This window comes from Streptomyces natalensis ATCC 27448 (assembly GCF_000935125.1).
Classification (GTDB): domain Bacteria; phylum Actinomycetota; class Actinomycetes; order Streptomycetales; family Streptomycetaceae; genus Streptomyces; species Streptomyces natalensis.
On sequence record NZ_JRKI01000061.1, the window covers coordinates 487,646 to 514,166 of the forward strand.

24 protein-coding genes and 2 tRNA genes are annotated in these 26,521 nt (G+C 71.5%); 11 read left to right on the forward strand and 15 right to left on the reverse strand.

Going from position 1 to position 26,521, the window contains the following annotated elements; genetic code table 11:
* Positions 1–3 precede the first annotated feature (3 nt).
* Complete coding sequence (locus SNA_RS32880) at positions 4–834, reverse strand: SOS response-associated peptidase (RefSeq protein WP_044368021.1); 831 nt, start codon at positions 832–834, stop codon at positions 4–6.
* Between the two features lie 35 nt (positions 835–869).
* Here SNA_RS32880 and SNA_RS32885 point away from each other — a divergent pair, with 35 nt between their 5' ends.
* The 4 genes from SNA_RS32885 (at position 870) to SNA_RS32900 (ending at position 4,585) form a co-directional block, all read left to right on the forward strand.
* The gene (locus SNA_RS32885; RefSeq protein WP_030067785.1) at positions 870–1,583 is read left to right on the forward strand and encodes a M50 family metallopeptidase; all 714 of its coding nucleotides are present in this window, start codon (positions 870–872) and stop codon (positions 1,581–1,583) included.
* Between the two features lie 136 nt (positions 1,584–1,719).
* Positions 1,720–3,093 carry a 3-phosphoshikimate 1-carboxyvinyltransferase gene (gene aroA, locus SNA_RS32890; protein ID WP_044368023.1) on the forward strand — a complete coding sequence of 458 codons (1,374 nt, stop codon included), beginning with the start codon at positions 1,720–1,722 and terminating at the stop codon, positions 3,091–3,093.
* A gap of 14 nt (positions 3,094–3,107) precedes the next feature.
* Positions 3,108–4,115 (forward strand): ribosome small subunit-dependent GTPase A, encoded by a 1,008-nt coding sequence (rsgA, locus tag SNA_RS32895; RefSeq protein WP_030067782.1) that lies wholly within the window; start codon positions 3,108–3,110, stop codon positions 4,113–4,115.
* A gap of 146 nt (positions 4,116–4,261) precedes the next feature.
* The gene (locus SNA_RS32900) at positions 4,262–4,585 is read left to right on the forward strand and encodes a DMT family transporter (protein WP_030067781.1); all 324 of its coding nucleotides are present in this window, start codon (positions 4,262–4,264) and stop codon (positions 4,583–4,585) included.
* A 317-nt stretch (positions 4,586–4,902) separates the two neighbouring features.
* On the opposite strand, the gene SNA_RS32905 is transcribed toward SNA_RS32900, so the two are convergent.
* Positions 4,903–5,514: a TetR/AcrR family transcriptional regulator gene (locus SNA_RS32905; protein ID WP_044368024.1), complete on the reverse strand. Its 612-nt coding sequence runs from the start codon at positions 5,512–5,514 to the stop codon at positions 4,903–4,905.
* Positions 5,515–5,720: 206 nt separating this feature from the next.
* Here SNA_RS32905 and hisN point away from each other — a divergent pair, with 206 nt between their 5' ends.
* Both hisN and SNA_RS32915 read left to right on the forward strand, forming a co-directional pair.
* Positions 5,721–6,515: a histidinol-phosphatase gene (gene hisN / locus SNA_RS32910; RefSeq protein WP_030067780.1), complete on the forward strand. Its 795-nt coding sequence runs from the start codon at positions 5,721–5,723 to the stop codon at positions 6,513–6,515.
* A gap of 204 nt (positions 6,516–6,719) precedes the next feature.
* Positions 6,720–7,121, forward strand: a complete 402-nt coding sequence (locus tag SNA_RS32915) for a CBS domain-containing protein (RefSeq protein ID WP_030067779.1) — start codon at positions 6,720–6,722, stop codon at positions 7,119–7,121.
* A 178-nt stretch (positions 7,122–7,299) separates the two neighbouring features.
* Here the strand turns inward: SNA_RS32915 and SNA_RS32920 are convergent, their stop codons facing one another.
* A complete protein-coding gene (locus SNA_RS32920; protein WP_044368027.1) occupies positions 7,300–8,763 on the reverse strand; it encodes a catalase in 1,464 nt (487 codons plus the stop codon).
* 161 nt (positions 8,764–8,924) lie between these two features.
* Between SNA_RS32920 and SNA_RS32925 the strand changes: the two genes are divergently transcribed.
* Positions 8,925–9,347 (forward strand): Fur family transcriptional regulator, encoded by a 423-nt coding sequence (locus tag SNA_RS32925; protein WP_030067776.1) that lies wholly within the window; start codon positions 8,925–8,927, stop codon positions 9,345–9,347.
* A gap of 130 nt (positions 9,348–9,477) precedes the next feature.
* Here the strand turns inward: SNA_RS32925 and SNA_RS32930 are convergent.
* The 4 genes from SNA_RS32930 to SNA_RS32945 all read right to left on the reverse strand — a co-directional run bounded on the left by SNA_RS32930 (position 9,478) and on the right by SNA_RS32945 (position 14,847).
* Positions 9,478–9,551: transfer RNA gene (locus SNA_RS32930), tRNA-Met, on the reverse strand.
* Between the two features lie 110 nt (positions 9,552–9,661).
* Positions 9,662–11,512, reverse strand: coding sequence for a tetratricopeptide repeat protein (locus SNA_RS32935; RefSeq protein ID WP_198535171.1), 1,851 nt, complete (start codon positions 11,510–11,512; stop codon positions 9,662–9,664).
* Positions 11,513–11,726: 214 nt separating this feature from the next.
* A tRNA-Met gene (locus SNA_RS32940) sits at positions 11,727–11,800 on the reverse strand.
* Between the two features lie 149 nt (positions 11,801–11,949).
* Positions 11,950–14,847 (reverse strand): UPF0182 family membrane protein, encoded by a 2,898-nt coding sequence (locus SNA_RS32945; RefSeq protein ID WP_063752732.1) that lies wholly within the window; start codon positions 14,845–14,847, stop codon positions 11,950–11,952.
* 136 nt (positions 14,848–14,983) lie between these two features.
* On the opposite strand from SNA_RS32945, the gene SNA_RS32950 reads away from it, so the two are divergent.
* Complete coding sequence (locus SNA_RS32950) at positions 14,984–15,538, forward strand: PPA1309 family protein (protein WP_030067772.1); 555 nt, start codon at positions 14,984–14,986, stop codon at positions 15,536–15,538.
* A gap of 37 nt (positions 15,539–15,575) precedes the next feature.
* On the opposite strand, the gene SNA_RS32955 is transcribed toward SNA_RS32950, so the two are convergent.
* From SNA_RS32955 to SNA_RS32970, 4 genes are all read right to left on the reverse strand, one after another.
* A complete protein-coding gene (locus SNA_RS32955; protein ID WP_030067771.1) occupies positions 15,576–16,673 on the reverse strand; it encodes a YlbL family protein in 1,098 nt (365 codons plus the stop codon).
* A 98-nt stretch (positions 16,674–16,771) separates the two neighbouring features.
* Positions 16,772–16,954, reverse strand: coding sequence for a hypothetical protein (locus SNA_RS32960; RefSeq protein WP_030067770.1), 183 nt, complete (start codon positions 16,952–16,954; stop codon positions 16,772–16,774).
* A gap of 131 nt (positions 16,955–17,085) precedes the next feature.
* Positions 17,086–17,568, reverse strand: coding sequence for a molybdenum cofactor biosynthesis protein MoaE (locus SNA_RS32965; protein ID WP_030067769.1), 483 nt, complete (start codon positions 17,566–17,568; stop codon positions 17,086–17,088).
* A gap of 158 nt (positions 17,569–17,726) precedes the next feature.
* Positions 17,727–18,878, reverse strand: a complete 1,152-nt coding sequence (locus tag SNA_RS32970; RefSeq protein WP_044368355.1) for an SDR family oxidoreductase — start codon at positions 18,876–18,878, stop codon at positions 17,727–17,729.
* A 239-nt stretch (positions 18,879–19,117) separates the two neighbouring features.
* Between SNA_RS32970 and SNA_RS32975 the strand changes: the two genes are divergently transcribed.
* The gene (locus tag SNA_RS32975) at positions 19,118–20,584 is read left to right on the forward strand and encodes a zinc-dependent metalloprotease (RefSeq protein WP_044368032.1); all 1,467 of its coding nucleotides are present in this window, start codon (positions 19,118–19,120) and stop codon (positions 20,582–20,584) included.
* Positions 20,581–21,111 carry an NUDIX hydrolase gene (locus SNA_RS32980; RefSeq protein ID WP_044368034.1) on the forward strand — a complete coding sequence of 177 codons (531 nt, stop codon included), beginning with the start codon at positions 20,581–20,583 and terminating at the stop codon, positions 21,109–21,111. The genes SNA_RS32975 and SNA_RS32980 overlap by 4 nt, the downstream gene beginning before the upstream one ends.
* Positions 21,112–21,182: 71 nt before the next feature.
* On the opposite strand, the gene SNA_RS32985 is transcribed toward SNA_RS32980, so the two are convergent.
* From SNA_RS32985 to SNA_RS33000, 4 genes are all read right to left on the reverse strand, one after another.
* The gene (locus SNA_RS32985; protein WP_030067764.1) at positions 21,183–21,941 is read right to left on the reverse strand and encodes an AIM24 family protein; all 759 of its coding nucleotides are present in this window, start codon (positions 21,939–21,941) and stop codon (positions 21,183–21,185) included.
* A 20-nt stretch (positions 21,942–21,961) separates the two neighbouring features.
* Entirely contained in the window at positions 21,962–22,645 is a 684-nt protein-coding gene (locus SNA_RS32990) for an AIM24 family protein (protein ID WP_030067763.1), read from the reverse strand.
* A 13-nt stretch (positions 22,646–22,658) separates the two neighbouring features.
* On the reverse strand, positions 22,659–24,392 hold the full coding sequence (locus SNA_RS32995) for a TerD family protein (protein ID WP_044368037.1): 1,734 nt from the start codon (positions 24,390–24,392) through the stop codon (positions 22,659–22,661).
* Between the two features lie 111 nt (positions 24,393–24,503).
* The gene (locus tag SNA_RS33000) at positions 24,504–25,130 is read right to left on the reverse strand and encodes a M48 metallopeptidase family protein (protein ID WP_104532120.1); all 627 of its coding nucleotides are present in this window, start codon (positions 25,128–25,130) and stop codon (positions 24,504–24,506) included.
* A gap of 235 nt (positions 25,131–25,365) precedes the next feature.
* Between SNA_RS33000 and SNA_RS33005 the strand changes: the two genes are divergently transcribed.
* Positions 25,366–26,502, forward strand: coding sequence for a ThiF family adenylyltransferase (locus SNA_RS33005; protein ID WP_052809027.1), 1,137 nt, complete (start codon positions 25,366–25,368; stop codon positions 26,500–26,502).
* The last annotated feature ends 19 nt before the right edge of the window (positions 26,503–26,521 follow it).

The window sequence follows — 26,521 nt, forward strand, 5'->3', positions numbered from 1 at the left end:
GCCCTAGAACAGCGTGCCGACCTCGGGTGCGGCGAGCTCCTTGAGCAGCTCGGGCCCGTTGTTGCGGACGTTGCTGACCTCCGTGGGGACGGGATGGGCCCGCATCATTCCGGCGGGCGGCGGCTCCAGCAGTGCGCGCAGGTCGTCGGCATCCGTACGGGCCGGGTCGAGCCAGGCGTCCCAGCGGTCGGGGGTGAGCACCAGCGGCATACGGGGGTGGATGTCGGCCAGCGACTGCGGGCCCTCGCCCCCGGTGGCCCCGGCCAGCGGGGTGGTCTCGGCGTCCGTGGTGACGACCGTGCAGGTCACCCACCACGCCTCCGGATGGTCGGGCGGCAGTGTCGGATCGCGCCAGAACTCGTACAGCCCGGCCATCGCCATCACCGACCCGTCGGCGGGCGTGACGAAGTACGGCTGCTTACGGGGCCGCTTCTTCCTGCCCTGCTCCTCCAGCTGCCGCTCGGCGGCCGCAGTGACCCACTCGAAGTAGCCGTCACCGGGCAGCAGACACCGGCGGGCGGCGAAGGCGGCCCGGAACGACGGCTTCTCGTGCAGCGTCTCGGACCGCGCGTTGATCATCTTCGCGGCGCCCTCGGGTGACTTGGCCCACGACGGGACCAGCCCCCAGCGCAGCGCGCGCAACTGCCGCACCGGCCCCGGCGGGAAGGCGGCGGCCGGCCCGCCCTTGACCGGCCGCTCCAGCACCGCGTGCACCCGGGCCGTGGGAGCGACGTTCCAGCTGGGTGCCAGCGTCTCGCTCGCCTCCCACTGCCGCACGCCGAACGCCCCCACCAGTTCCTCGGCGCCACGACTGGCCGCATACCTACCGCACATGCATGCCACACTGCCATGCCACACGAAGGGGAGACATGCAGACCGACCACATCACGGATATCTGGGACCGGGTCGTGGGGGTCCAGCCGGACCCGTCCCTCTGGCTGGTGATCGCCACCGCAGTGCTGGCGCTGGGCGCCGTCGTCCCGCACTCCATATGGCGGCTGTCGCGCAACGCCGTCACGATCGCGCACGAGGGCGGGCACGGGCTGGTCGCGCTGCTGACCGGCCGCCGCCTGCAAGGCATACGGCTGCACTCGGACACCTCGGGCCTGACCGTCTCGCGCGGCAAACCGACCGGACCGGGCATGGTGCTGACCGCCGCGGCCGGCTACACCGCCCCGTCGCTGCTGGGCCTGGCGGGCGCCGCGCTGCTGGCCGCCGGGCACATCACGGCGCTGCTGTGGGGCGCCACCGCACTGCTCGTCGCCATGCTGATCATGATCCGTAACGCCTACGGGGTCCTCACCGTCGTCCTGGCCGGCGCCGCCTTCCTTCTCGTCTCCTGGCTGACCACGCCGTATGTCCAGGCGGCGTTCGCGTATGCGGTGGTGTGGTTCCTGCTGCTGGGCGGTGTGCGTCCGCCGTTCGAGCTGATGGGCAAGCGGCGCCGGGGAGGACCCGCGGACTCCGACCCCGACCAGCTGGCCCGGCTCACCCACGTCCCGGCCGGCGTGTGGCTCGGCTTCTTCCACGTGGTGACGCTGTGCTCCCTGATGGGCGGCGGCCGCTGGATGCTCGGCCTGTGAGGCGCCCGGCGGGCGGGCCGTATCCGCTCCCGTGTCACCGGGGCGCACTACCAGCGCCGTGTTTCCCCAATGTTGCGATGCTTCGCGCCACTTTTGATCAAGATCGGCACTCTTGCCCAGCCATTAAAGTAAGGGCATGACCGACAGCCCCGCACTCCCCGCCCCGTGGCCCGCCCCCGTCGCCCCGGGGACCGTCGATGCAACCGTCACCGTGCCCGGGTCCAAATCGGTCACCAACCGCGGCCTGGTCCTGGCCGCCCTGTCCTCCGAGCCCGGCTGGCTGCGCCGCCCGCTGCGCTCGCGCGACACCCTGCTGATGGCCGAGGCGCTGCGCACCCTGGGCGTCGGCATCGAGGAGACCGCCTCCTCCAGCTCCGCCGGCTCGGCGGGCGCCGACGCGCTGCCCGGCGGCGGCGAGGCATGGCGGATCATCCCGGCGGGCCTGCACGGCCCGGCCACCGTCGACGTCGGCAATGCCGGAACGGTCATGCGCTTCCTGCCGCCGGTCGCCGCCCTGGCCGACGGCCCCATCCGCTTCGACGGCGACCCCCGCTCCTACGAGCGTCCGCTGGACGGTGTCATCGACGCGCTGCGCGTCCTGGGCGCCCGGATCGACGACGACGGCCGCGGCGCGCTGCCGATGACGGTCTTCGGCGGCGGCGCCGTCGAGGGCGGCGCGGTCGAGATCGACGCCTCCTCGTCCTCGCAGTTCGTCAGCGCCCTGCTGCTGTCCGCCCCGCGCTTCAACCAGGGCGTCGAGGTCCGCCATGTGGGCGCGGCGCTGCCGTCCATGCCGCACATCCGGATGACCGTCGACATGCTGCGCAGCGTCGGCGCGCAGGTCGACACCCCCGAGGCGGGCGGCGAGCCCAACGTCTGGCGGGTCACACCCGGTGCCCTGCTCGGCCGCGATCTGGTCGTCGAGCCCGACCTCTCCAACGCCCAGCCGTTCCTGGCCGCCGCCCTGGTGACCGGCGGCAGGGTCACCATTCCGGACTGGCCCGAGCACACCACGCAGCCCGGTGACGCGCTGCGCGAGATCTTCACGGCCATGGGCGGCTCCTGCGAGCTGACCGACCACGGTCTGACCTTCACCGGCAATGGAAAGATCCACGGCATCGACGTCGACCTGAGCGAGGTCGGCGAACTGACCCCGGGCATCGCCGCCGTCGCCGCCCTGGCCGACTCCCCCTCCACCCTGCGCGGCGTCGCCCATCTGCGCCTCCACGAGACCGACCGGCTGGCGGCCCTGACCAAGGAGCTCAACGAGCTGGGCGGCGATGTCACCGAGACCGCCGACGGACTGCACATCCGCCCGCGGCCGCTGCACGGCGGGATCTTCCACACCTACGAGGACCACCGGCTGGCCACCGCCGCGGCCGTCATCGGCCTGGCGGTCGAGGGCGTGGAGGTGGAGAACGTCGCCACCACCGGCAAGACCCTGCCCGACTTCCCGGCGATGTGGACCGAGATGCTCGACCCGTCGGCCGCGCCCGCCCGGAGAGCCTGAGGGATACGGCCGTCATGCGCCGCTACGGCAAGAACCCCGATGAGGACGACGTCCGCGTCCGCCCCAACCGCAAGGGCAACCGTCCCCGTACCAACATCCGGCCCAAGCACGAGGACGCGGCCGAGGGCCTGGTCCTGACCGTCGACCGCGGCCGGCTGACCTGTCTGATCGACAGCCGCACGGTCACCGCGATGAAGGCCCGCGAACTGGGCCGCAAGAGCGCGGTGGTCGGCGACCGGGTCGCCGTCGTCGGCGATCTGTCCGGCGCCAAGGACACCCTGGCCCGCATCGTCCGGGTCGAGGCGCGCACCTCGACGCTGCGCCGTACGGCCGACGACGACGACCCCTTCGAGCGCGTGGTGGTCGCCAACGCCGACCAGCTGGCCATCGTCACCGCGCTCGCCGACCCCGAACCGCGCCCCCGGCTGATCGACCGCTGCCTGGTCGCCGCCTACGACGCGGGCCTGGACCCGCTCCTGGTGCTGACCAAATCCGATCTGGCGTCCGCCGACGCCCTGCTGGAGTCCTACGGCACCCTCGGTGTCCCCTACATCGTCACCAACCGCGACGAACTGGCCGAGGGCGGCGCCGCCGAGCGGGTCCGGGAATATCTGACGGACCGTATGACAGCGTTCGTCGGGCACTCCGGAGTGGGCAAGACCACCCTGGTCAACGCGCTCGTCCCGGAGCGCCGCCGGGCCACCGGCCATGTCAACGCGGTCACCGGCCGCGGCCGCCACACCACCACCTCGGCGCTGGCCCTGCCGCTCCCCGGCGGCTCGGGCTGGGTCATCGACACCCCGGGCGTCCGCTCCTTCGGGCTGGCCCATATCGACCCGTCCCGCGTCATCCACGCCTTCCCCGACCTGGGGCCGGGCACCGACGGCTGTCCGCGCGCCTGTAGCCATGACGAACCGGACTGCGCCCTGGACGCCTGGGTCGCCGACGGCCACGCCGACCCGGCCCGCCTCTACTCGCTGCGCCGGCTGCTCGCCACCCGGGAGCGACGCGAGGGCGACTGATCGTGCGAATCCCCTGCCGCCCGTCCGGGGCAACTGCATAATCGCACCGAGGCAGACGAGGGGCACGCCAATGGCGGCCGCCGAGGGGCGGGCCATGGGGCGTCACCGGGCCGAAGCGGTCGTCGACCTGACGGAGGCAATGGGACATGGCGTGGCTGCTGGTGGTGGTGGCGGGAGTCCTGGAGACCGGTTTCGCCGTCTGCCTCAAGCTCTCCCACGGCTTCACCCGCCTCTTCCCCACCATCGCCTTCGCCGCGTTCGCCCTGGGCAGCTTCGGCCTGCTGACCCTGGCCCTGCGCCGCCTCGACGTCGGCCCGGCCTATGCCGTATGGACGGGCATCGGCGCGGCCGGCACCGCGATCTACGGCATGATCTTCCTGGGCGACGTGGTCTCCACCCTCAAACTGGTCTCCATCACCCTGGTCATCATCGGCATCATCGGCCTCCAACTCTCGGGCTCGGCCCACTGACCCGAACTGCCGGCAGCGGCTCGCGGACACTCATGTCGCTGAGCGACCTGCCTCCGACCCACCGTCCGCGGCAAACGCCGCACTCTTTCACCTCCTTGTGTCCCCGATGGTTTTCACCTCGCTTGTTTTCACCCCGCGCGCTTTCACCCCCGCTTGTTTTCACCCCGCGCCCTTTCACCCCGCGCCCTTTTCACCCCCGCTTGTTTTCACCCCGCGCGCTTTCACCCCCTTGAGCACGCCTCCCCGGGAACACCGCCCTTGGCCCCCCGCGTTGTGGCCTGCAAGGGGCGCTCGCACCCCCTAGGGGATCCGTTCGATTACCCCCTAAGGGTCACCGCCCCCCGCCCCCGCTCCCCCACCCGGATGAACGCGCCCCGCACCAGCAGTGCCACCGCCTCGGGGCCGGTGCGGTCCGGGGTTTCTGCCGGGGCCACCACGCAGGACAGGGTCAGCCGGGCGGCGGTTTCGCAGGCGGTGCCCAGGGCGGGGAGTTCCTCCTCGGGCCAGTCGGGCTCCAGGGCGGCGACGGCGCAGTCGCAGAAGCGGCCGACCAGGTCGGCGGGAGCCGGTGGTGGGGCGAGCGGCAGCCGGTCGTTCCAGCAGCCCGTCAAAGCGGCCCTGACCAGCGGGTTCGTCCGTGCGGTACGGAGTGTCCAGGCGGCCGCGGCCACCACGCGGCCGGCCGCGTCGCCGCCCGGTCCGGCCGCCGGGCGCCGGGTCAGTGCCCGTTCGACGCCGGCCAGATAGCTGTCGGTCTCCCGCCGTACGAGCGCGCGGGCCAGCCCCTCCTTGGTGCCGAACTCGTTGTAGAGGGTCTGCCGGGAGACCCCGGCGGCGGCCGCGACGTCCACCATGCGGACATCGGCCCAGGCCCGTCGCGTCAGCGCCGTATACGCGGCGTCCAGCAAGCTCTCGCGCGCAGCGGGCATCCGTCGCCTCCCCTGCCGATGGCCCAAATGGCCGTGGTGCGCACAGAATTGACGGGGCACCAGGGGCTGTCAAGGGTCCCGGCAGGGGCCGTCCGGGCGCCCGGTGCGGGCCGTGCGCCGCCGCCGACGCGGCCAGTGGAATGACCCGTGCGCGGGCCGGGCATGGCCAGGTGGATCCCGCCCATGGCAGTGGATACTGTTCGCACATGCCCGACTATCACGATGATCTCCGCCTCGGCCATGTCCTCGCGGACGCCGCCGACGCCGCCACCATGGAGCGGTTCAAGGCCCTCGACCTCAAGGTCGAGACCAAGCCGGACATGACGCCGGTGAGCGAGGCGGACAAGTCCGCCGAGGAGCTGATCCGCGGCCAGCTCCAGCGGGCCCGGCCGCGCGATGCGGTGCTGGGCGAGGAATTCGGCAGCGAGGGCGCCGGACCGCGCCGCTGGATCATCGATCCGATCGACGGGACGAAGAACTATGTGCGCGGGGTCCCGGTCTGGGCCACCCTGATCGCCCTGATGGAGCGCGGCGAGGGCGGCGACCGCCCGGTGGTCGGCATCGTCTCCGCGCCGGCCCTCAACCGCCGCTGGTGGGCCGCCAAGGACCTGGGCGCCTTCACGGGCCGCAGTCTGACCTCCGCCAGCCGACTGGCGGTCTCACGGGTCGGCCGCATCCAGGACGCGTCGTTCGCGTACTCCTCGCTGACCGGCTGGGAGGAGCGCGGCAAGCTGCCCGGCTTCCTCGATCTGAGCCGGGACTGCTGGCGCACCCGGGCCTATGGCGACTTCTGGCCTTACATGATGGTCGCCGAGGGTTCGGTGGACATCTGTGCCGAGCCGGAGCTGTCGCTGTGGGACATGGCGGCCTGTGCGGTGGTCGTCGAGGAGGCGGGCGGACGGTTCACCGGTCTGGACGGCAGGACGGGCCCGCACAGCGGCAATGCGGCGGCGTCCAACGGACTGCTGCACGAGGATCTGCTGACGTATATCGGCGACTGAGCCGAGGTCCGCGGGCGGCCGTTCGGCACCGGTCCGCCGCCCACCTGCGCAGGGGCGAGCCTTCGGACAGGCGTCCCACATATGGCCCTTGTGAGACCTTGTTGAGCCGGGCCTGGCATGTGAACATGAGAATCCCCCCGTTTGTGAACTTGTGAATCCGTTCGCAAGGCACATGCACCAAGGAGGTGGCTCCGCTTCATGCCCATGTTCGTCAAAGACGCCATGAGCACGGTGGTCCTCACCATCGGGCCCGCTCACACCCTCCGCCAGGCCGCACAGCTGATGGCGGCCCGCCGGGTCGGCGCGGCCGTCGTCCTCGACACCGATACCAGCGGCCTCGGCATTCTCACCGAGCGCGACATCCTCAATTCCCTCGGCGCGGGCGAGAATCCCGACCGGGAGACCGCCCAGATGCACACCACTTCCGATGTGGTCTTCGCCGCGCCGGACTGGACGCTCGACGACGCCGCGGACGCCATGGTGCGCGGCGGCTTCCGCCATCTGATCGTGCTGGACGACCGCGAACCGGTCGGCGTCGTCTCCGTACGCGACATCATGCGCTGCCGCTCGAGGGTGCCGGAGCGGGGCAACCCGATACTGGCCTGAGGCCCCGGCCGGAACGGACCGGCACCGGTCCGTCGGCCGGCCGGCCGGGCAGCACGGAGAGGCCGGAGCCCATCGGCATCCGGCCTCTCCGCTTTTACGGCAGCGACAATTGAGCAACCCCCAGAGCGAGCAACCACCTCCGCGAGAGCGCGCGGCGGTTTAGCCGCAAAGAGGCGTGCTAGCCGCGCAGGGCCTGGACCGCAGCTTCCAGCCGCTTGCCGTAGTCCGCATCCGCCTTGCGGAAGTTCTCGATCGCGCGCTGGGCGATGTCGTCGCGCGAGACCTTGGCTATGAAGCCCGCCAGGTTGTTGATCAGGCGCTCCTTCTCGTCGTCCGCCAGCAGACGGTAGAGATTGCCGGCCTGGACGAAGTCGTTGTCCTTGGCGTGCGAGGGCGCGGCGTGCTCACCGGTGGCACCGGTGACCGCGGCGGAGACCCACAGCGGCCGGCCGGTCTGGACGGGGCCGCCGAAGCTGTTGGGCTCGTAGTTCTTCCGGCCCGCGTGGCGGCCGTCGTAGAGCGCACCGTCGCGGCCGTGGGTGCGCGCCTCGGTGGCATGCGGGCGGTTGACCGGCAGGTGGTCGGCGTTGATGCCGACGCGGTAGCGGTGGGCGTCGCCGTAGGCGAAAAGGCGGCCCTGGAGCATCTTGTCGGGCGACGGGCCGATGCCCGGCACGAAGTGGTGCGGGGAGAAGATCGACTGCTCGACCTCGGCGAAGATGTTCTGCGGGTTGCGGTTGAGCTCCAGCTTGCCGATCTCGATCGGCGGGTAGTCCTCGTGCGGCCAGACCTTGGTCAGGTCGAACGGGTTGAAGCGGTAGTTCGCCGCCTCGGCCGCGGGCATGATCTGCACCTGCACGGTCCAGGTCGGGAAGTCGCCGCGCTCGATGGACTCGCGCAGGTCGCGCTGGTGGCTGTCGGGGTCCTCACCGGCGAGCGTGTTGGCCTCGTCCTGGGTGAGGTTCTTGATGCCCTGGTCGGTCTTGAAGTGGTACTTGACCCAGAAGACCTCGCCCGCCTCGTTGTTCCACTGGAAGGTGTGCGAGCCGTAGCCGTTCATGTGGCGGTACGAGGCGGGGATGCCGCGGTCGCCGAACAGCCAGGTGACCTGGTGGGTGGCCTCGGGCGACAGGCCCCAGAAGTCCCAGACGTTGTCCGCCTCCTGGGAGCCGGTGTACGGGTCGCGCTTCTGGGTGTGGATGAAGTCGGGGAACTTGATGGCGTCCTTGATGAAGAACACCGGGGTGTTGTTGCCGACGAGGTCGTAGTTGCCCTCTTCGGTGTAGAACTTCAGCGCGAAGCCGCGCGGGTCGCGCACCGCGTCGGCGGCACCGAGGTTGCCCGCGACCGTGGAGAAGCGCAGGAACGTCTCGGTCTGCTTGCCGACCTCGGAGAGGAACGCGGCGCGGGTGTAGCGGCTGACGTCCGCGGTCACCGTGAAGGTGCCGTACGCGCCGGCGCCGCGGGCATGGACGATGCGCTCCGGGATGCGCTCGCGGTTGAAGTGGGCGAGCTTCTCGATCAGAAGCTGGTCCTGGATCAGACCGGGGCCGCCGACGCCTGCCGCTTCGCTGTTCTGGTTGTCCGCGACCGGAGCTCCGGTCTCCGTGGTCAGCGGTCCGGTGCTGCTGTCTACCGACACGTGCGCCTCCTGAAGTGATCTCCACCTGTCCCTTGGCTTGCGCCGTAGCCGATCCTACATTGGACATTGTCTAAGTCAAGAAGCACCCGAAACTCATACCTGATCCGGTGATGGACCGGCCGCTGGTACCCTGGGCTGTATCTGACTGATAGGTGATTGGCATGAGTGACCTGCTGGAACGGCTTCGGGGACGCGGCTGGCGGCTGACCGCACAGCGACGCGTCGTCGCCGAGGTCCTCGACGGGGACCACGTCCACTACACGGCCGACGAGGTCCACGCCCTGGCGACGGAGCGGCTCCCCGAGATCTCCCGCGCCACGGTCTACAACACGCTGGGCGAGCTGGTCTCGCTCGGCGAGGTGCTCGAGGTGAGCACGGACGGCCGGGCCAAGCGCTACGACCCCAACGCCCACCACGACCACCAGCATCTGGTCTGCTCGCGCTGCGGCACGATTCGCGACGTCCATCTCCAGGGCGACCCGCTCTCCGCGCTGCCCGAACCGGAGCGCTACGGCTTCGAGGTCTCCGAGGTCACGGTCACCTACCGGGGCCTGTGCCCCACCTGTAGCGGCCACCACGCCTGACCGCGGTCGGCGTCCCGCGTCCGGCCCGCCCCCAGGGGCCGTACGCGGCGGCGGCCGGCCGGCGCGTCCATGGCACCGGAAACACGACAAGGGCCCGGATTCTCAAGGAATCCGGGCCCTTGCCCTTCAGTAGCGGGGACAGGATTTGAACCTGCGACCTCTGGGTTATGAGCCCAGCGAGCTACCGAGCTGCTCCACCCCGCGTCGTTGTGGCTTTACTTTAACCCCCAGCCGACGACGGGTGCAAATCCCTTCCCCGTTACCCCCGGGGCCCCGGCAGCGGCCCCCGTTCACGGGCCGCCCCCGGGTCCTCGTTACGCGCTGAGCTCCTCCTGGAGGGCCGCCCGCAGCCGGGCCGCCCGCTCGGCGACCTCGGGCGGGCCCAGTTCGACCGCGCGGGCACACCAGCCCTGCGCCTCCGCGAGCGCACCGCGCCGGGCGGCGAGCAGGGCCAGGCGCAGCGCGGCGCGGCCGTGTCCGTCCCGGGCGGCCTTCTCCCACCACAGGGCGGCCTCGGGGAGGCTGCCCTCGCGGGCCAGCAGCAGCCCGAGGTTGAAGGCGCCGTTACGGCTGCCGGCCTCGGCCGCGGCGCGGTACCAGGAGGCGGCCTCGACGACATCGCCCTGGGCCGCCGAGAACATGCCCATCCGGACCTGGGCCCGGCGGTGCCCCTGGCGGGCGGCGCGTTCGTACCACTGGATGCTCTCGTCGTCCGCGGTCCGTTCGCTGTCGACCAGCCCCTCGCCCGCCGCCGCGGCCCTGCGGTCGAGCAGGTCCGCGAGCCGGAAGGCCGCCTCCGCGCTGCCGCCGCCCGCCGCACAGCGCAGATTGCGCTCGGCGTCCTGCAACTCGCCGTCGCGCAGCTGCACGATGGCCACTTGCAGCGCCGCCTCGGTGTGCCCGGCGGCCGCGGCCCGCTCGTACCAGGCGTGTGCGGTGCGCTCCTCGCCGCGTCCGGCGAACAGGATGCCGAGGTTGAAGGCGGCGTCCACGCTGCCGGCCTCGGCCGCCTTGGAGAACCACGGCTCGGCGCCGGCGGCGTCTCCCCTCTGGAGCAGCAGGATCGCCAGGGCGTTGGCGGCCTCGCGGTGCCCGGCGTAGGCGGCGCGGCGGTACCACTGCTCGCCGCCCTCGGCGCGGCCCTGTTCGGCGCACAGCAGGCCGATGTTGTACGCGCCGTTGACGTCACCGGCGTCCAGCGCGACGCGGTACCAGCGCTCGGCGGTCTGGAGTTCGCCGCGGTCGGCGTGGAGTGCGCCCAGGGCGTTGGCGGCGTTGCCGTCGCCGTCCTGGGCGGCCCGGCGCCACCATTCGGCGGCGCTCTCCTCGTCCCCGGCGTCGCGCAGCAGGAAGCCCAGCGCGCAGGCGGCCCGGGCCTCGCCGTCCTTGGCGGCGGACAGGTACCACCGGCCCGCCTCCTGGACGTCGCCGCGGTCCTCCAGGAGCACGCCCAGCTGGAGCGCCGCCCGGCGGTGCCCGCGGGCGGCGGCCTGGCGGTACCACTGCTCGGCCTCGGCGTGGCGGGTCAACTCCCCGTAGGCGGGGACCGCCTGGCGGTCGTTGTCGTGGCCGTCCTCGATGATGCGGGCGACGCGGTAGGCGGCCTCGCGGTGGCCGCGCTCGGCGGCGGCGCGGAACCAGCGTTCGGCGCCGATGTCGCCGCGGTGCTCCAGCAGGTCGGCGAGGGCGTAGGCGCCCAGGCAGTGGCCGGATTCGGCGGCCTGGCGCAGCCAGTACTCGGCGGCGGGTTCGTCGCCGCGTTCGCGGTAGTGGCGGCCGATGGCGTGGGCGGCGGCCGCGGAGCCGGCGACGGCGGCGATCCGCCACCAGCCGGTGGCCTCGTCCACGTAGCCGCGCTGGTGGAGCAGGACGCCGAGGTTGTTGGCCGCGGCACGGTCGCCGGCCGCGGCGGCGGAGCGCAGATGCGGCTCGGCGCCGTCCAGGTCCCCGCGGCGCAGCAGCATCGCGCCGAGCGCGCTCATCGCGGCGGTGTCGCCCGCCTCGGCGGCCCGGCGGTGGCCGGACTCGGTGACCGCCTCGGACGCCTCGGCGGCTTCGGCAGCCTCCATCGCGTCCATCGGCAGCTCGGGTTCGCGCCCGTCGTCGGGCGCATGCACAAACCGGTCCGTCTCCAACAACCTTGCCTTGTCCCCCATAACCGCCATCGTCGCATCACCTGAAACCCGCGTACACCTGGTATACCGCAGCCAGTGAGGTCACTTCAGCGGTTTGTCGACTTCCCGACACGGCGACTTGTCAAACTCAAGCACACAGGTTCGCCACATCGGGCGTTCGACGCAGCCTTGACCGGCACCGACCGACAGCACACAACACGCATGACGAAGGCCCGGATCCTGAGATCCGGGCCTTCATCTTCAGTAGCGGGGACAGGATTTGAACCTGCGACCTCTGGGTTATGAGCCCAGCGAGCTACCGAGCTGCTCCACCCCGCGCCGTTGTGCACTCCACGTTACCACGGGGCCGGTGCGGGCTCTCACCCGGTTTCTCCCGGCTTTTCACCCTGTTCTTTCACCCGTGCAGCCGTACGGCCGCCGGCAAAGACCACCGGCGGCCGCAGGCACCGCAGTTGATGCGGGACGGCTCAGCCGCCCGAGGCGCCGCCCTTGCCGGACGCCTTGGCCTCCTGGGACGCCTTCGCCGCCCGGTCCAGGGCCGCCTTGAGCTTCTTCTTCGCCGCGTCGTAACCGGCCAAGTCCTTGCTCTCAAGGGCCTTCTCGCCCTCGTCGTACGCCTTCTCGGCGTCGTTGAGGGCCTGTTGGACGGTCTGGTTGGCCGGTGGCTGCTGGCCGGTCCCACCGCCCGGCGGCTTGGTGCCCGTACTGGGCGCCTTCTTGCCGAAGACGACGTTCAGCGCGTCCCCGAGGGAGTCCTCCAGGACCGGCTTGCTGTCGCCGTAGCTGACCAACACCTTCTTCAGCAGCGGGTAGTTGGTGCCGGCGCCGCGCAGATAGACCGGTTCGACGTACAGCAGCCCGCCGCCGAGCGGCACGGTCAGCAGGTTGCCGTACTCGATCTCCGAATCGCCGCGCTTGAGGATGTTGAGCTCGTTGGCGATCGTCGGGTCGGAGTTGAACTTCGACTGAGCGAGTTTCGGTCCGGGCACCGGTGTCTGCGCGGGCAGTTTCAGCAGCCGGATCCGTCCGTAGTCGGGGCTGGTCGCATTGGCGTCGACGGCCATGAACGCGCCCAGGTTGTCCTTCTTGTTGGGCGTGAAGGTCGTCGTCAGCGAGAACGCCTGGTCCTTCTGGTCCGGCATCTTCATGCTCAGGTAGTACGGCGGTACGGCGTTGCCCGACTTGGTCGTCGGGTCGCTGGGCACCTGCCAGCGCTCCGAACCGGAGTAGAAGGTCCCCGGGTCGGTGACGTGGTAGGTGGTCAGCAGCTGGCGCTGCACCTTGAACAGGTCCTGCGGGTAGCGCAGATGCTCCTTGAGCTCGGGGCTGATGTCGGACTTCTTCTTGACCGTCCCGGGGAAGGACTTCATCCAGGTCTTGAGGACCGGGTCCTTGGTGTCCCACTGGTAGAGCTTGACCGAGCCGTCGTAGGCGTCGACCGTCGCCTTGACGGAGTTGCGGATGTAGTTGACCTGGTTCTGCTGGGCGACCACCGCACGCTGTCCGTCGGTGAGCGAGTCGGCGGTGGTGTCCCCGAGGGTGGTGCGCGAGGCGTACGGGTAGCCGTTGCTGGTGGTGTAGGCGTCCACGATCCACTGGAGCCGGTGGTTGATCACCGCCGGATAGGCGTCGCCATCGATGGTCAGCCAGGGGGCGACCGCCTCGACCCGCTCCTTGGGGGTGCGGTTGTACAGGATCCGCGAACCGTCGCCGATGGCACCGGAGTAGAGGATCTGCGGCTCCCCGAACGCCACCGCGTACGCGGCGCGGTTGACCGGGTTGGCGAGGTTCACCCCGCTCTTGCCGGTGTAGCGGTAGCTCTTCTCACCGGTGTCGTCGGAGTAGTCCAGCTCCTTTTGGGGACCGCCGACGATGGAGTACTGCGTGGTCTTCTCGCCGTAGTACACACGCTGCTCGTAGCGGCCGAGCTGCCCCTTGGACGGCAGATCCGACTCGGTGTAGTCCGGTCCGCCGCCGGAGTCGGTCTCGGTGCCCTTGGCGGCGACCGCGCCGTAGCCGTGGGTGTACTTGAAGTGGTCGTTGATCCAGTTGTGGTCCGGGATACCGGCGATGTTCAGCTCGCGCAGACCGATGACGGTGTCCTGCTCGGCGCCGTTCTTGTCCTTGTAGCGGTCGACGTCCAGGGTGGCGGGGAACTGGTAGTACGCCCGCACCTGCTGCTGTTGCTGGAAGGCCGGCGAGACCACGTTGGGGTCGAGCAGCCGCATGCTGGCGGTGGTGTCGGCCTCGTCCCGCAGCCGCTGGCTGTCGTCCTTGCCGACCGGCTTGTAGTTGCCCTTGTACGGGGTGACCTCGGAGCCCTGGATGCCGTACGCGTCCCGGGTCGCCTTGATGTTCTGCTTGATGTACGGGGCTTCCTTGCTGGCCTCGTTGGGCTGCACCTGGAACTTCTGCACGATCGCCGGATACAGCCCGCCGATCAGGACCGCCGAGAGCACCATCAGGCCGAAGCCGATCACCGGCAGCTGCCAGGTCCGGCGCCACAGGGTCGCGAAGAACAGCACCGCGCAGATCGCCGCGATGAAGAACAGGATGGTCTTCGCCGGGAGATAGGCGTGGGCGTCGACATAGCGCAGCCCGGTCCAGTTGTCCGCCGAGCGCAGACCGCTGGACTTGACCGCCAGGCCGTAGCGGTCGAGCCAGTAGGCGACGGCCTTGAGCGAGACGAACAGGCCCAGCAGCACCGACAGATGACCGGTCGCGGCGGCGGTGGCGCGCGAGCCCGGGCTGGTCAGCCGCAGCCCGCCGTAGAGGTAGTGCGTCAGCGCCGCGGCGACCAGGCACAGGACCGCGCAGGCGAAGCCGAAGCTGAGCAGGAAGCGGTACCACGGCAGGTCGAAGGCGTAGAACGCCACGTCCATCCCGAACTGTGGGTCCTTTTGCCCGAATTGCACGCCATTGACCCATTGAAGCCAGGTCCGCCACTCGCCGGACGCGGAGGCGCCCGAGATCAGCCCGATCACCGCCGTGACCGCGATCAGCGCCCACTTCTTGAAGGGTGCGATGCTCATCCGGTAGCGGTCCAGGCTCTGCTGTTCCACGGACATCGCACTCAGCGGCGGCCGCAGCCGGTGCGCCAGCCAGATGTTGATCCCGACGGCCAGCGCCATGACGGCACCGAAGGCGAAGAACAGGCCGATCTTGGTCCACAGGGTCGTGGTGAAGACCGAGGAGTAATGGACCGAGCGGTACCAGAGCCAGTCGGTCCAGAACCCCGAGAACATCACGAAGAGCATGGCCAGCACGGCCAATGCGCCCAACGTCATCAAAAGGGTCCTCGCCCGCCGGGACGGTCGGCCGACTCTGATCCGTGGCCCGGAGGGGCCTGAGCCGCGGTCCGGCATCTGGAAAGCCAAGGTGCGCACCTCGAAGTTCGCTGTTGTGTGGAACAGGCCCGGCGATAGTAGGACCCAGTAAGGCAACTTACGAAGGCTTTACCCAGTTCCCGATTTCGGCGACGGACAAGGCACGATGTGAAGCATGAGCAACCTCCCCGTTGACGGCACCCCCCTCGCCGGCGACCCACTGACCCGCGCGGTACTCGAGATCGACGAGTACGCCGCCGGGCTCGGCTGGGACCAGCCCGCCCGACTGTTCGCCCTCGTCGACACCGCCAAGCTGCGCGCGCAGGAGCCCTCGCTCGCCGCGCAGCTGGGCATCGACGACTCCACCACCGCCTCGCTGACCCCCGTCGAGCAGGACGAGATCCCGGCCGGCGCCCCGCTGGACGAGTTCCTCGCCACCATCGCCTGGCCCGACGCCGTCACCGGCTGCGCGCTGACCGTCGAGCGCCTGATGCTGCCGCCGTCCGCCGAGGACTCCGTGCCCGAGGGCATGGACGAGAAGCAGCTGGCCGGCTGGGTCGCCGAGCACCCCGACCGCCAGGAGGTGCGGATGACGGTGGCCGTGCTGCGCGACGGCAAGCGGGAATCGGCGCTGCGGCTGCGCGAGAAGGACTCCACCTCCGAGGTCCTCACCGGCTCCGCACTCGTACCGGGCCTCGCGGAGGCACTGGCCGCCACCTTCGAGGCATAGGACCTGCGGGGGCCTGCGGCAGCCCCCGGGGCACGCCCTACGAACGGCCTGCCGGGCTACAGCTCGGCAGGCCGGCGGTGTGCCCCGTGCTGATCTTGTCGAGTGCCTTGACGGCGTCGCCTATCGTGCCGACCTTGACCAGGGTCAGGCCCTCGGGGGTGTCCTTGGCGGCGGCCGCGCAGTTCTCCTTCGGCGTCAGGAAGAACTGGGCGCCCTTGGCCCGCGCACCGACCGTCTTCATCGAGATGCCACCGATGGGCCCGACCTTCCCCTTGTCGTCGATCGTGCCCGTACCGGCCACGAACCTGCCGCCGGTCATGTTCCCGGGGGTGAGCTTGTCGACGATGCCGAGGGCGAACATCAGCCCCGCGCTGGGCCCGCCGACGTCGGCCAGCTTGATGTCGATGGGGAACGGGAATATGTGGTCCACCCCGGCCTGGATGCCCACGACGGCCCGTCCGTTGTCCGCCTTCGTCGTGGTGAGGGCGACCTGCTTCTGATCCCCCGCGGGCCTCTTGCCCTGCTTCTCCGCGGCGGCGGCCACCTTGGCGGGGATGACCGTGAAGACCGTCTTCTCGCCGGGCTTGTGCCGGGTGACGAGCTTGGCGACGTCGCCGTACGTCCGCACCGGCTTGCCGTCGACCGCCTTGATCACATCGCCCGCGTGCAGCTTTCCGTCGGCCGGCTTGTCCTTCATGACGGAGGCCACCACCGTCTGGCTCGCGACCGGGATGTGCAGCTGCCCCAACGCCGCGACCTTGGCGCTCTCCTGGGACTGGCTGAACTCCTCGGCGTTCTCCTGATCGGCCTGCTCGGCCGTCTGCCCCTCCGGGTAGAGCGTCTTGTGCGGCACCACCGTGCTGTCATGGCCCAGCCAGCCGATGAACGCCTCGAAGGCGTTCATCCTGTAGTCGGGGCCGGTGACCCGGACCGTGGTCATGTTGAGATGACCGGTCGGCTGGTACGTCTTACGCCCGGAGATCTGCAGCACCGGCGCACCGGCGTGGTCACCGAGGGTGTTGACCGTCGGCCCCGGGGACATCTCGGAGTACGGCACGGGGATCAGCACCCCGGCGATCAGCAGCGCGATCAGCATCAGGGTCGAGGCGAGAAGCGTCGCGAGGCGGCGTGGCATGGAACGACAGTACGGGACGGGTATGACAACCGGCCCGCGGGGCCAGCCGTTGGGGGACGAGGGGATCCGGCCGTTGCTGCTGCGTATGCCGGTGAGGGTCAGGCGACGTCCGAGGCGGCATCGGAAGCGGAACGCTCCCGCTCCATCGCCTCGCGGAACCGGGCATAGCCCGCGAGCTCCGCGCCGTCCCCCGACTTGCGGCTGCGCTGGGTCCAGGTGCTCCACACCGTGGCCACGAGCGCGGCAAGAACCGGAACCAGCAACCACAGGAGCGCACCCACAGTGACCTCCCAACCCCTTGTACGACCGCAATCGACGATTAGCAGATTAACCATCCGATAGGTCAACGCTTACGCCAGGGGGCGGGTTACGCAACCGGGCAAACGGTGCCGCGGCGCTTGTGCGGCCCCCTTTAAACCCCTACCCACTCCTCTGCACCATCGGTGAACGATTGGTGCTTCCAGATGGGAACCTGGTGTTTGAGGTCGTCGATCAGCCTGCGACACGCCTCGAACGCCTCGGCCCGGTGCGGGCAGGAGACGGCGACGACGACCGCGAGATCTCCGATCGCCAGATCACCCACTCGGTGTATCGCCGCCAGCGCCCGTACGGGGTAGTCGGCGGCCACCTTCTCGGCGATGCGCCGCATCTCGGCCTCGGCCGAGGGGTGCGCAGAGTAGCCGAGCCCCTCGACATCCGCACCGCCGTCGTGCGAACGGACCGTGCCGACGAACAGCGCGGTGCCGCCGGCCGCGGCGTCCCCGACGGCCGCGAAGACCTCGTCCACGGACAGCGCGGACTCCCGGATCGCGAGGAGGCGGATCGGGTCCGCGGCGGCCTGCTCTCCGGGGTGGTCGGAGCGGTCGGGGCGGGGGCGGGAGACGTCGGCTGGCATGGTCCCATCGTGCCGTACCGGAGCCGCACCGGGAAATGGCCGATTCCACCGGTGGTCCGGGCCGCGGTATGGAGGCTCGTACAGCCCGCGGGCCCGGCCCGGCCGGACGGATCACACGGTTCGCACGGGCCGCGCGGCCTGCCCGGGCCCGCCGCAGGTCAGATGCGGCGGCGGGCCTTGCGGGCGCGGCGGACCAGGGCGGCGGTACCCAGCAGGGCGACGGTGGCGCCGGCCGCGCCGGCGGCGGTGGCGTCCTTGCGGCCCAGGCGGCGGCCCGCGACGGTGTGCCGGCCGGCGACCTCCTCCAGGAGCTCGGCCAGCACCTCCTCGTTGGTCCACTTCGGCCGCCAGCCCGCCTCGTGCAGCCGGCTGCCGCTGACCACCCAGGGGTGCATGGTGTACGCGAGGTCCCCGGCGGGCGACGGCGTCAGCCCGATGCGGTGCAGCCGGGCGGCGGCGCCCAGGGCCACCGAGGACGGCAGCTCCATCCGCCGGATCCCGGACAGCTCCTCGACCTCCTCCTGTTCCAGCCAGCCGTCGCAGCCCACCGCCAGCTCGCCGTCGACCTTCTCCAGGGCGGCGTACTCCAGGGCGCCGACCAGGTCGTCGACATGGCAGAACTGCCAGGCGGGGCGGGATCCGGCCACCACCAGGAGGCGGGGCGACTCGAAATAGCGGGTCAGGGCGGTGTCGGTGCCGCCCACCAGGACCGTGGGGCGCACCACCGTGACGTTCAGGCCCGGGTGTGCGCGGGGCGCGCGGCGGGCGAGGTCCTCGATCTCCAGGAGGTCGCCCACGCCGGTCGCGTCCGCGGTGGCCCGCAGTTCGGCGTCCTCGGCCAGCGGAACATCGTTGTCGGGCAGCGCCCCGTAGACCATGGCGGAGGTGCACAGCACCACCCGGTGCACACCCGCCGCCGCGGCGGCGGTCAGGACGGTCTGGGTGCCGCGCACGTTGTAGGCGGTGCGGGCGGCGTCGTCGGTCTCCAGGTCGAGATCGATGGCCAGGTGGACGACGACGTCGGCACCGCGCAGTTTGTCGGCGATGGCCGGGTCGCGGACGTCCAGGACGTGCCAGTGGGCCTCGGCGATGTCGCCGCGCCGCTCGTCGATGGCCACGACCTGTTTGATCTCGTCGGATGCCACCAGGGCACGGGTGAGCAGCGCGCCGACCCCGGAGGCGGCTCCGGTGACGGCCACGACGGGGCGGCGCAGCGGCCGGTCGCGGGCGCCGCCCGCGCCGCCTCCTGCCGGCTCGGCCTGGGCCGCAGCGTTTCGCGCTGCGCGAACGGTCGGATCTGGGGAACTCACCGGGCGTCTCCAGCGGTTGAATTCAGTACGTACGCGGATGACGCGTACGTACCAGGTGCCGTCCATCCTGCCGCAGGCACCGCTCCGGCGAAGCACCGAGCCCGTAAGCGGGTGCGGTGTCCGGGGTCCGGCCGATGATCAAGGCCCGCCTTGATCCACCGGCCAGGCCCTACGCTGGAGAGGAATGTCGGGCAACCGCCGTCGGCACGTGCCGGTGGCCCTACGAGCCGAGGAAACCCGTGAGTGACACCCCATTCGGATTCGGCCTTCCGCCGGAGGAGCCGGAGGACGGCGACAACGGCAAGCAGAAGGGCGGCCAGGGAGGTAGCCAGGGCCCCGCAAACCCGCTCGGGTTCGGCGGCGGGAGCGGCGGCGCGGACAATCCGTTCGCGGCGCTCTTCGGCGGCATGGGCGGCCCCGGCGGCGAGATGAACCCTGGCGACCTGGGCGCCGCCTTCCAGAAGCTCGGGCAGATGCTCTCCTACGAGGGCGGCCCGGTGAACTGGGAGATGGCCAAGGACATCGCGCGGCAGACCGTCGCGCAGGGCGCCGAGGACGGCAGCAAGGACGCGAGCCTGTCGACTGGCGAGCGGTCCGCCGTCGAGGAGGCCGTACGACTGGCGGACCTGTGGCTGGACGGGGTGACGTCGCTGCCGTCGGGGTCGGGGTCGGTGGTGGCCTGGAGCCGCGCGGAATGGGTCGAGGAGACCCTGCCGGTGTGGAAGGACCTGGTCAACCCGCTCGCCGAGCGCGTCGGGGCGGCCATGGGCGATGTGCTGCCCGGCGAGATGCAGGCCATGGCGGGCCCGCTGCTGGGGATGATGCGCTCCATGGGCGGCGCGATGTTCGGCACCCAGATCGGGCAGGCGCTGGGCGTGCTGGCCGGTGAGGTCGTCGGGTCGACGGACATCGGGCTGCCGCTGGGGCCGTCCGGCAAGGCGGCGCTGCTGCCGGGGAACATGGCCAGGTTCGGCGAGGGCCTGGGCGTCCCCGAGGAGGAGGTGCGGCTGTACCTGGCGCTGCGGGAGGCCGCCCATCAGCGGCTGTTCGCGCATGTGCCGTGGCTGCGCTCGCATCTGTTCGGTGCCGTCGAGGGCTATGCGCGCGGCATCAAGGTCGATACGACCAAGCTGGAGGACGTGGTCGGCCAGATCGACCCGCAGCATCCCGAGGAGCTGCAGAACGCCTTGCAGCAGGGCATGTTCCAGCCCGAGGACACCCCGGAGCAGAAGGCCGCGCTGGCCCGGCTGGAGACCGCGCTGGCGCTGGTCGAGGGCTGGGTGGACGCGGTGGTGCACGCCGCCGCCGCACCGCATCTGCCGTCGGCCGACAAGCTGCGCGAGACGCTGCGGCGCCGCCGGGCGAGCGGCGGCCCGGCCGAGCAGACCTTCTCCACGCTGATCGGTCTCCAGCTGCGCCCGCGGCGTCTGCGCGACGCCTCGCGGCTGTGGGCGCTGCTGACCGACGCCCGGGGCCTGGAGGGCCGCGACGGCCTGTGGGCGCACCCGGACATGCTGCCGACGGCGGCCGATCTGGACGACCCGGACGCCTTTGTCCACCACGAGCAGCCGGACTTCTCCGAGCTCGACAAGATGCTGGGCGAGGCCGCGAGCGGCGGCAAGCCGGATCTGTCCAAGCCCGCCGAGGGCACCACGGGCGGCGACGACCAGGCCCCCGGCGACGACAAGGCGGACGGCGACAAGTGAGGCTGCGCGAGGACGCGGCGCGGGTGCTCAAGGAGTGGCCCGCGCCGTCGCAGGAGCAGGAGCGGCTGCGGCTGACGTATCTCGATCACCTCGCCGCCCATCAGGACGGCATGTGGAAGCCCTGCAAGGACGGGCATATCACCGCGAGCGCGCTGGTGGTCGATCCGGCGGGCGAGCGGGTGCTGCTGACGCTGCACCGCAAGCTGGAGATGTGGCTCCAGATGGGCGGCCACTGCGAGCCGGAGGACGCGACCCTGGCGGACGCGGCGCTGCGCGAGGCGCGTGAGGAGTCCGGGATCGCGCAGGGGCTGACGCTGCTGCCCGGCGGCCCGGTGCGTCTGGACCGCCATCACACGCCCTGCGCCCGGCATCTGGACGTCCAGTACGCCGCCGTGGCGCCCGCGGGCGCGGTGCCGACGGTCAGCGACGAGTCGCTGGACGTGCGCTGGTTCCCGTACGACGAGGTGGCCGCCGTCGCCGATGCGTCGGTGGTGCGCCTGGTGGAGCGCACCCGCGCGCTCCTGTAGACGGCAGCGGCCTGACGCGTCCGGCGCCCGCCCCTTCCCGGGACGGGCGGCGGATGCCCGTCTGCCGTGCGTCAGTTGGTGAAGATGTTGCCCTGGTTGGCGCCGTGGGCGCCCTGCTGGCCCATGCCGAACTGGGCGGCGAGCCCGGAGCCGATCGCGGCGTTCTGCGGCGGCAGCAGCTCGCTGGGCTGGACCAGCGCATAGCCCTGGCCGAGGAAGCTGAGCTCCCAGCCCTCGCCGGTGTTGCCCCGGCGCCGCCACACCCCGGAGGAGTGCGTCTGCGCCTGCATCTGCACCCGCAGCGAGCTGGACCAGGCGACCACCGCGTCCGCGTCGGCGTTGACGTATTTGTCGGGCGTGACCTCCAGCATCAGCGGCTGCCCGGAGGTCATCAGCACGACCTTGCCCTGCCCGGAGATGTGGAGCTGGTACTTGCCGGTGCCGGAGATGCCGTACTGACTGTCGATGGAGACGACGTCCCAGTGGAGGTTGGAGTCCAGCGCCAGGACGTAGCTGCTGTCGACGGTCAGCCCCTGGTGGTCGACGTCGACGACATGGACGTGCTGGGCGAGGTTGGCCAGATAGACCGTGCCCTGCCCGGAGACCCGCATCAGGTCCAGGCCCTCGCCGGACACGGCGCGGGCCCGCTGCTGGCCCTGTGTCTGGTAGTTGCCCTCGAATTCGAGCAGTCCCTGGTAGGCGACCATCGCGCCCTTACGGGCGAGGAGGTCGTCATGGCCCGTGAGGGAGACCCGCAGCATCTGCTTGTTCTGCAGGGCGTAGCGGTCCTCGGTCTGTGCCTCGGTGAAGGCGAAAAGCGGACTCTGCATGGCGGTTTCGGTCCTCCCCCTCAGCCCCGGGCCCGGAGCCGGTCGGTGCTGTCCTCGCTGGGCTGGACGACGACGAAGCCCTGGCCGGAGAAGGCCAGTTGGTAGGCCTCGCCGCTGCCGCGCCCGATCAGGGAGGACGCCTTGAAGCTGCTCCTGCCCTTCATCTTCAGGTTGGTGGACCAGGCGACGAGAGCGTCCGGGTCCACGAACGTCTCGTCCTCGCCACGGCCGCAGTCGACCACGATGGGCGTGCCCCGGGAGGTCAGCGCGACCCAGCCGGTGCCGGATATGCCGACATTGAACAGGCCCTGGCCGGCGAACTTGGCCATCCCCTTGACCCGCTGCACGCCCCACTGGAGGTGCGCGTCGAAGGCGAGGATGTTGGTGCCGTTGACGGAGAGCGCCTCGTCGTTGAGGTTGATGCAGACCACGTCGGCGCCGTAGTCGGCGAGGAAGAGCAGTCCGTCGCCGGAGCACTTCATCAGCGGGGCGCCCTCGCCGGTGAGCCACTGGGAGGCCATCTGGCGCACGGCGGGCGGGTTGGGCTCGTACTGGACGAAGCCTTCGTAGGCGACCATCGAGCCGGTGCGGGCGAAGACGTCCTGGCCGGTCTGCATGGCAATCTTCACCATGCGGCTGCCGTGGTTCTCCATACGGGCGGCGGGCGGGGTCGGGGCGTATCCCGAAAGCTGCTGCTGGGTCATGTGACGGGCTCCCTCAGACCTCGTAGGGCTGGACGACGATGAAGTTGCCGGGCGCGCCGCGGAACTGGAGGTTCACGGCCTCGCCGGAGTGTCCCGGATAGGCGTGCCGGCGGACGCTCACCTGGCTGGAGATGATCACCTGGGAGCCGGCGGACCAGGCCACGACGGCGTTGGCGTCGGCGAAGGTGGTCGGGGTGACCGGCAGCACGACGGGGGTGCCGTCGGTCTTGACGACGAGGGTGCCGGTGCCCTGGAAGAGCATGGTGAACAGCGCGCCGCCGGGAATGCTGTGGCCCTCGATGCGGCGGACCTCGTACTGGAGCGATTCGTCGAAGGCGAGGACGTTGTCGGCGGAGACGCAGAGGGCGTCGCCCTGGAGCTCGATGGGGTGGACATGGGCGCCGTTCTCGGCGAAGAACACCTGGCCCTGGCCGGTGCAGCGCATCAGCTGCATCTCCTGGCCGGTGGCGTTGCCGGTGATCCGGCCGCGGAATCCGGCGCCCCTGTAGCCGAAGTCGACCTTGCCCTGGTAGAGCACCATGCTGCCCTGTTTGGCGAGCACCGGCCGGCCGTCGACGCCGAGGTCGGCGCGGATCAGCTTGGCGTTCTGCGGCGTCCAGCGCCCGCCGTTGGGCGCTTCCTTGTACTTGTCCAGCACGACGCCGAGGCCCGCGCCCTGGGGGACGGCGGGAGCCTGGCCGGGCTGTCCGTAGGGCGCGGGCCGGCCCGGGGCCGGCTGGCCGTAGGGGGCGGGCTCGCCCGGGGCGGGCTGGCCATACGGGGCCTGGCCCGGGGCCGGCTGGCCGTACGGGGGCGCCTGCGGGGCCGGCTGGCCCGGGTAACCACCGGGCGCGGGCCGGCCGTAGGGCTGTCCGGGCACGCCGGGCGCGCCTGGGGGCGGCGGGACGGAACCACCGGGCGGGACCAGGGGCGCGGCGATGGTCGGCGCGTTGTGCACCTGGGGCGCGGTCGGCTGTGGGGGCAGCGGCGGGGGCTGCGGGGCGGCCGGGGGCGCGCCCTGGGGCGGGCCGAAGCCGGGCGCGGGCGGCGGTACGGGTGCGGGGGCGGACGGAGCGGGAGCCGCAGGGGCGGGCGGGGCCGGAGCGGGGGCCGCCGGGGGTGCGAAGGAGGGGGCGGGGGCGGCGGCCGGACCGGCCGGGAGTGCGAAACCGGGCGCCTGCTGGGCCTGGGCGGGCGGCTGCGGCTGCTCCTGCTCCTCTTCGAGGACCTCGCCACCGAAGTTCTTCAGCAGCGCCTCCAGGCCGCCGTCGAAGCCCTGGCCGACCGCGGCGAACCGCCAGACGTCCTTGAGGTAGAAGTCGCCCAGCATGACGGCGCGTTCGGTGCTGAACTCGCTGCCGTTGAAGGAGTAGCGGGCGACCTCCTCGCCGCCGGCCACGATGCGGATGTGGCCGGGGCCGATCCGGGAGACCTGGCCGGGGCCGTCGAGCGCCGCGGTGAAGGACAGCTTCTGGATGTGCGGCGGGATCTTGTCGAGGGTGACCCGGAAGGACTCGGCGTCGCCGGCCTGCGCGCCGAGCAGCTGGATGGACTCCTCGGGCGACTTGGGCTGGTTGAAGAAGACGAAGTACCGGTCGTCGGAGAGCCGTTCGTCGGCGTCCAGGCCGAAGCAGCTGATGTCGAAGGTCAGGCCGGGGCCGGCGATCTGCACGCCGACGTACAGATCCGTCCCCGCCGTCAGATCACTGATCCTGGCCTTGTGGCCGCGCTGGAATTCCCTGGCCATACGTTACGACCGTCCCCCGCTCCCGGCTGTGAGTTCGTCACGCGCCAGGCTAACCGCTGCCGCTGACATGCGGCGATGGCAGGGCAAGGCCAAAACCGCCCGGTACGGCCGTTATTCACGGCGCGCAGCGGGCAAATGCGGCAATCTGTCGGCCGCGACCACGCCTTCGAGATAACCGCGGGCGCGTTCGGTCCGCGGATACGACTCCAGCAGCTGCCAGAACTCCGGGCCGTGGCCGGGCACCAGGAGATGGGCGAGTTCGTGCAGCAGGACGTAGTCGATGACGTACTCCGGCATGCCCTGCAAACGGTGCGACAGCCGGATGCTGCCCTCGGCCGGGGTGCACGAGCCCCAGCGGGTGTTCTGGTTGGTCACCCAGCGCACCGAGGCGGGGTGCGCCCGGCCCCCGAGGAACTGGCCGGCCAGCCGCCCGGCCCGCTCGGCGAGATCGCCGTCACCCAGCATCCGCTTGCTCTCCTGGGCGGCGAGCTTGTCCAGCATGACGGTGACCCAGCGCTGTTCCTCCGCCTCGGACATCCGGGCCGGGATCAGCACCACCGTACGGTCGCCCTCGCGATAGGCCGAGACCGTCCGGCGCCGCCGTGAACTGCGGCGCACTTCGACCGCTCGCGTCCGCGCACCACCGCCCTTCGGGCTCGCGGCATCCCCGCGCGGGGTGTCTGCGGCGCGGCGCAGGGGCGTCTCTCCGGAGCCGCGTGCGGAAGGATCGGCGGGCACGCGCCCGACGTTACCCGCTGGCGCCGCGCGACGTCCCGCCCGCCCGACGGTTCACCACCGAACCACTCCATGGCGTGCACCATGCGTCCGCCCCGCACCCGGGCCTGTGGACAACCTCGGCGACACCGGACCGGGCAGCCTGTGGACAACTCCCACGGCCGTCGGCGCTGCCGCATGCTGGGAGCCGACGACGAACGGCGGGACGACGGACGACGGGGGGCGGATCATGTATCCGATGCTCAAGCCCGCGCTGCGGCGCGGCTGGCGGGACCGGGAGACGGTGCGGTTCGGCGTGGCACCGGCCCATGCGAAGGATGTGGGCCCGGTCGATACGGCGACCGGCTGCTTCCTGGAAATGATCGACGGTACGCGCAGCATGCGGCAGCTGGACGCGGCCGCGCGGTCGCTGGATCTGCGGCTCGGGCGGGCGCGCGGCGTGGTCGCACGCCTCGGCGCGGCCGGGCTGCTGGAGGCCCCCGCCGCGGGCGGCGCGGCGGCCGAGGCGGTGCGGGCGGACGGTCCGGCACTGGAGCGGCTGCGGCCGGATCTGGCGTCGCTGTCGGTACGGCATCCCGAAGCGACGGGCGCAATGGGGCGGATAGGGGCGCGCCGCAGTGTGCGGGCGCGGGTGCGGGGGTCGGGCCGGGTGGGCGCCGCGGTGGCCGCGCAGCTCTCGGCCGCGGGCATCGGCAGGGTGGAGGTGCTGGACGGCGGCACGGTCGCGCCGGGGGACGTCACACCGGGCGGGCTGAGCGCCGAGCGGATCGGCGAGCGGCGCGATGCCTCGGCGCGGCGGCTGGTGCGGCAGTCCTCCCCCTGGACCCGCGCCCCGCGGCCGCGGGTCCCGGTCAGCGAGGCCGGCGAGCCGGGGTTGTCCCTGGTGGTGCTCACCCCGCGCGACGGCCTCGCCGCATACGCCCCCGACCCGGTCCTGTCCGAGCCGCTGATGACGGCCGGTATTCCGCATCTTTACGCCGGGGTGGTCGAGGGCACGGGTGTGGTGGGGCCGTTGGTGCTGCCGGGAAGTTCGGCGTGCGCGCGCTGCGATGAGCTGCGGCGTACGGAGGCGGAGCCGGCCTGGCCGCGGCTGCTGGCGCAGTGGCGGTCGGGGCGGGCCTCGCGGGCGGTGCCGGCCTGTGACACGGCGCTGGCCGCGACGGTCGCCGGGCTCGCCGCCGTACAGGCACTGACGTTTCTGGACGGCGAACTGCCGCCGTGCACCGGGGCACGGATGGAGTGTGCGCTGCCGTGCGGGCAGCTGCATACGGCAGCGATCGAGCCGCATCCCGGATGCGGCTGCGGCGCCGCCGCCTCTTCGGTTGCGGCCGGCACCTCGGATACTCGATTGCAAGACGCCACAATGACGGAGTAACCCCGGTAGGGGACAGTGT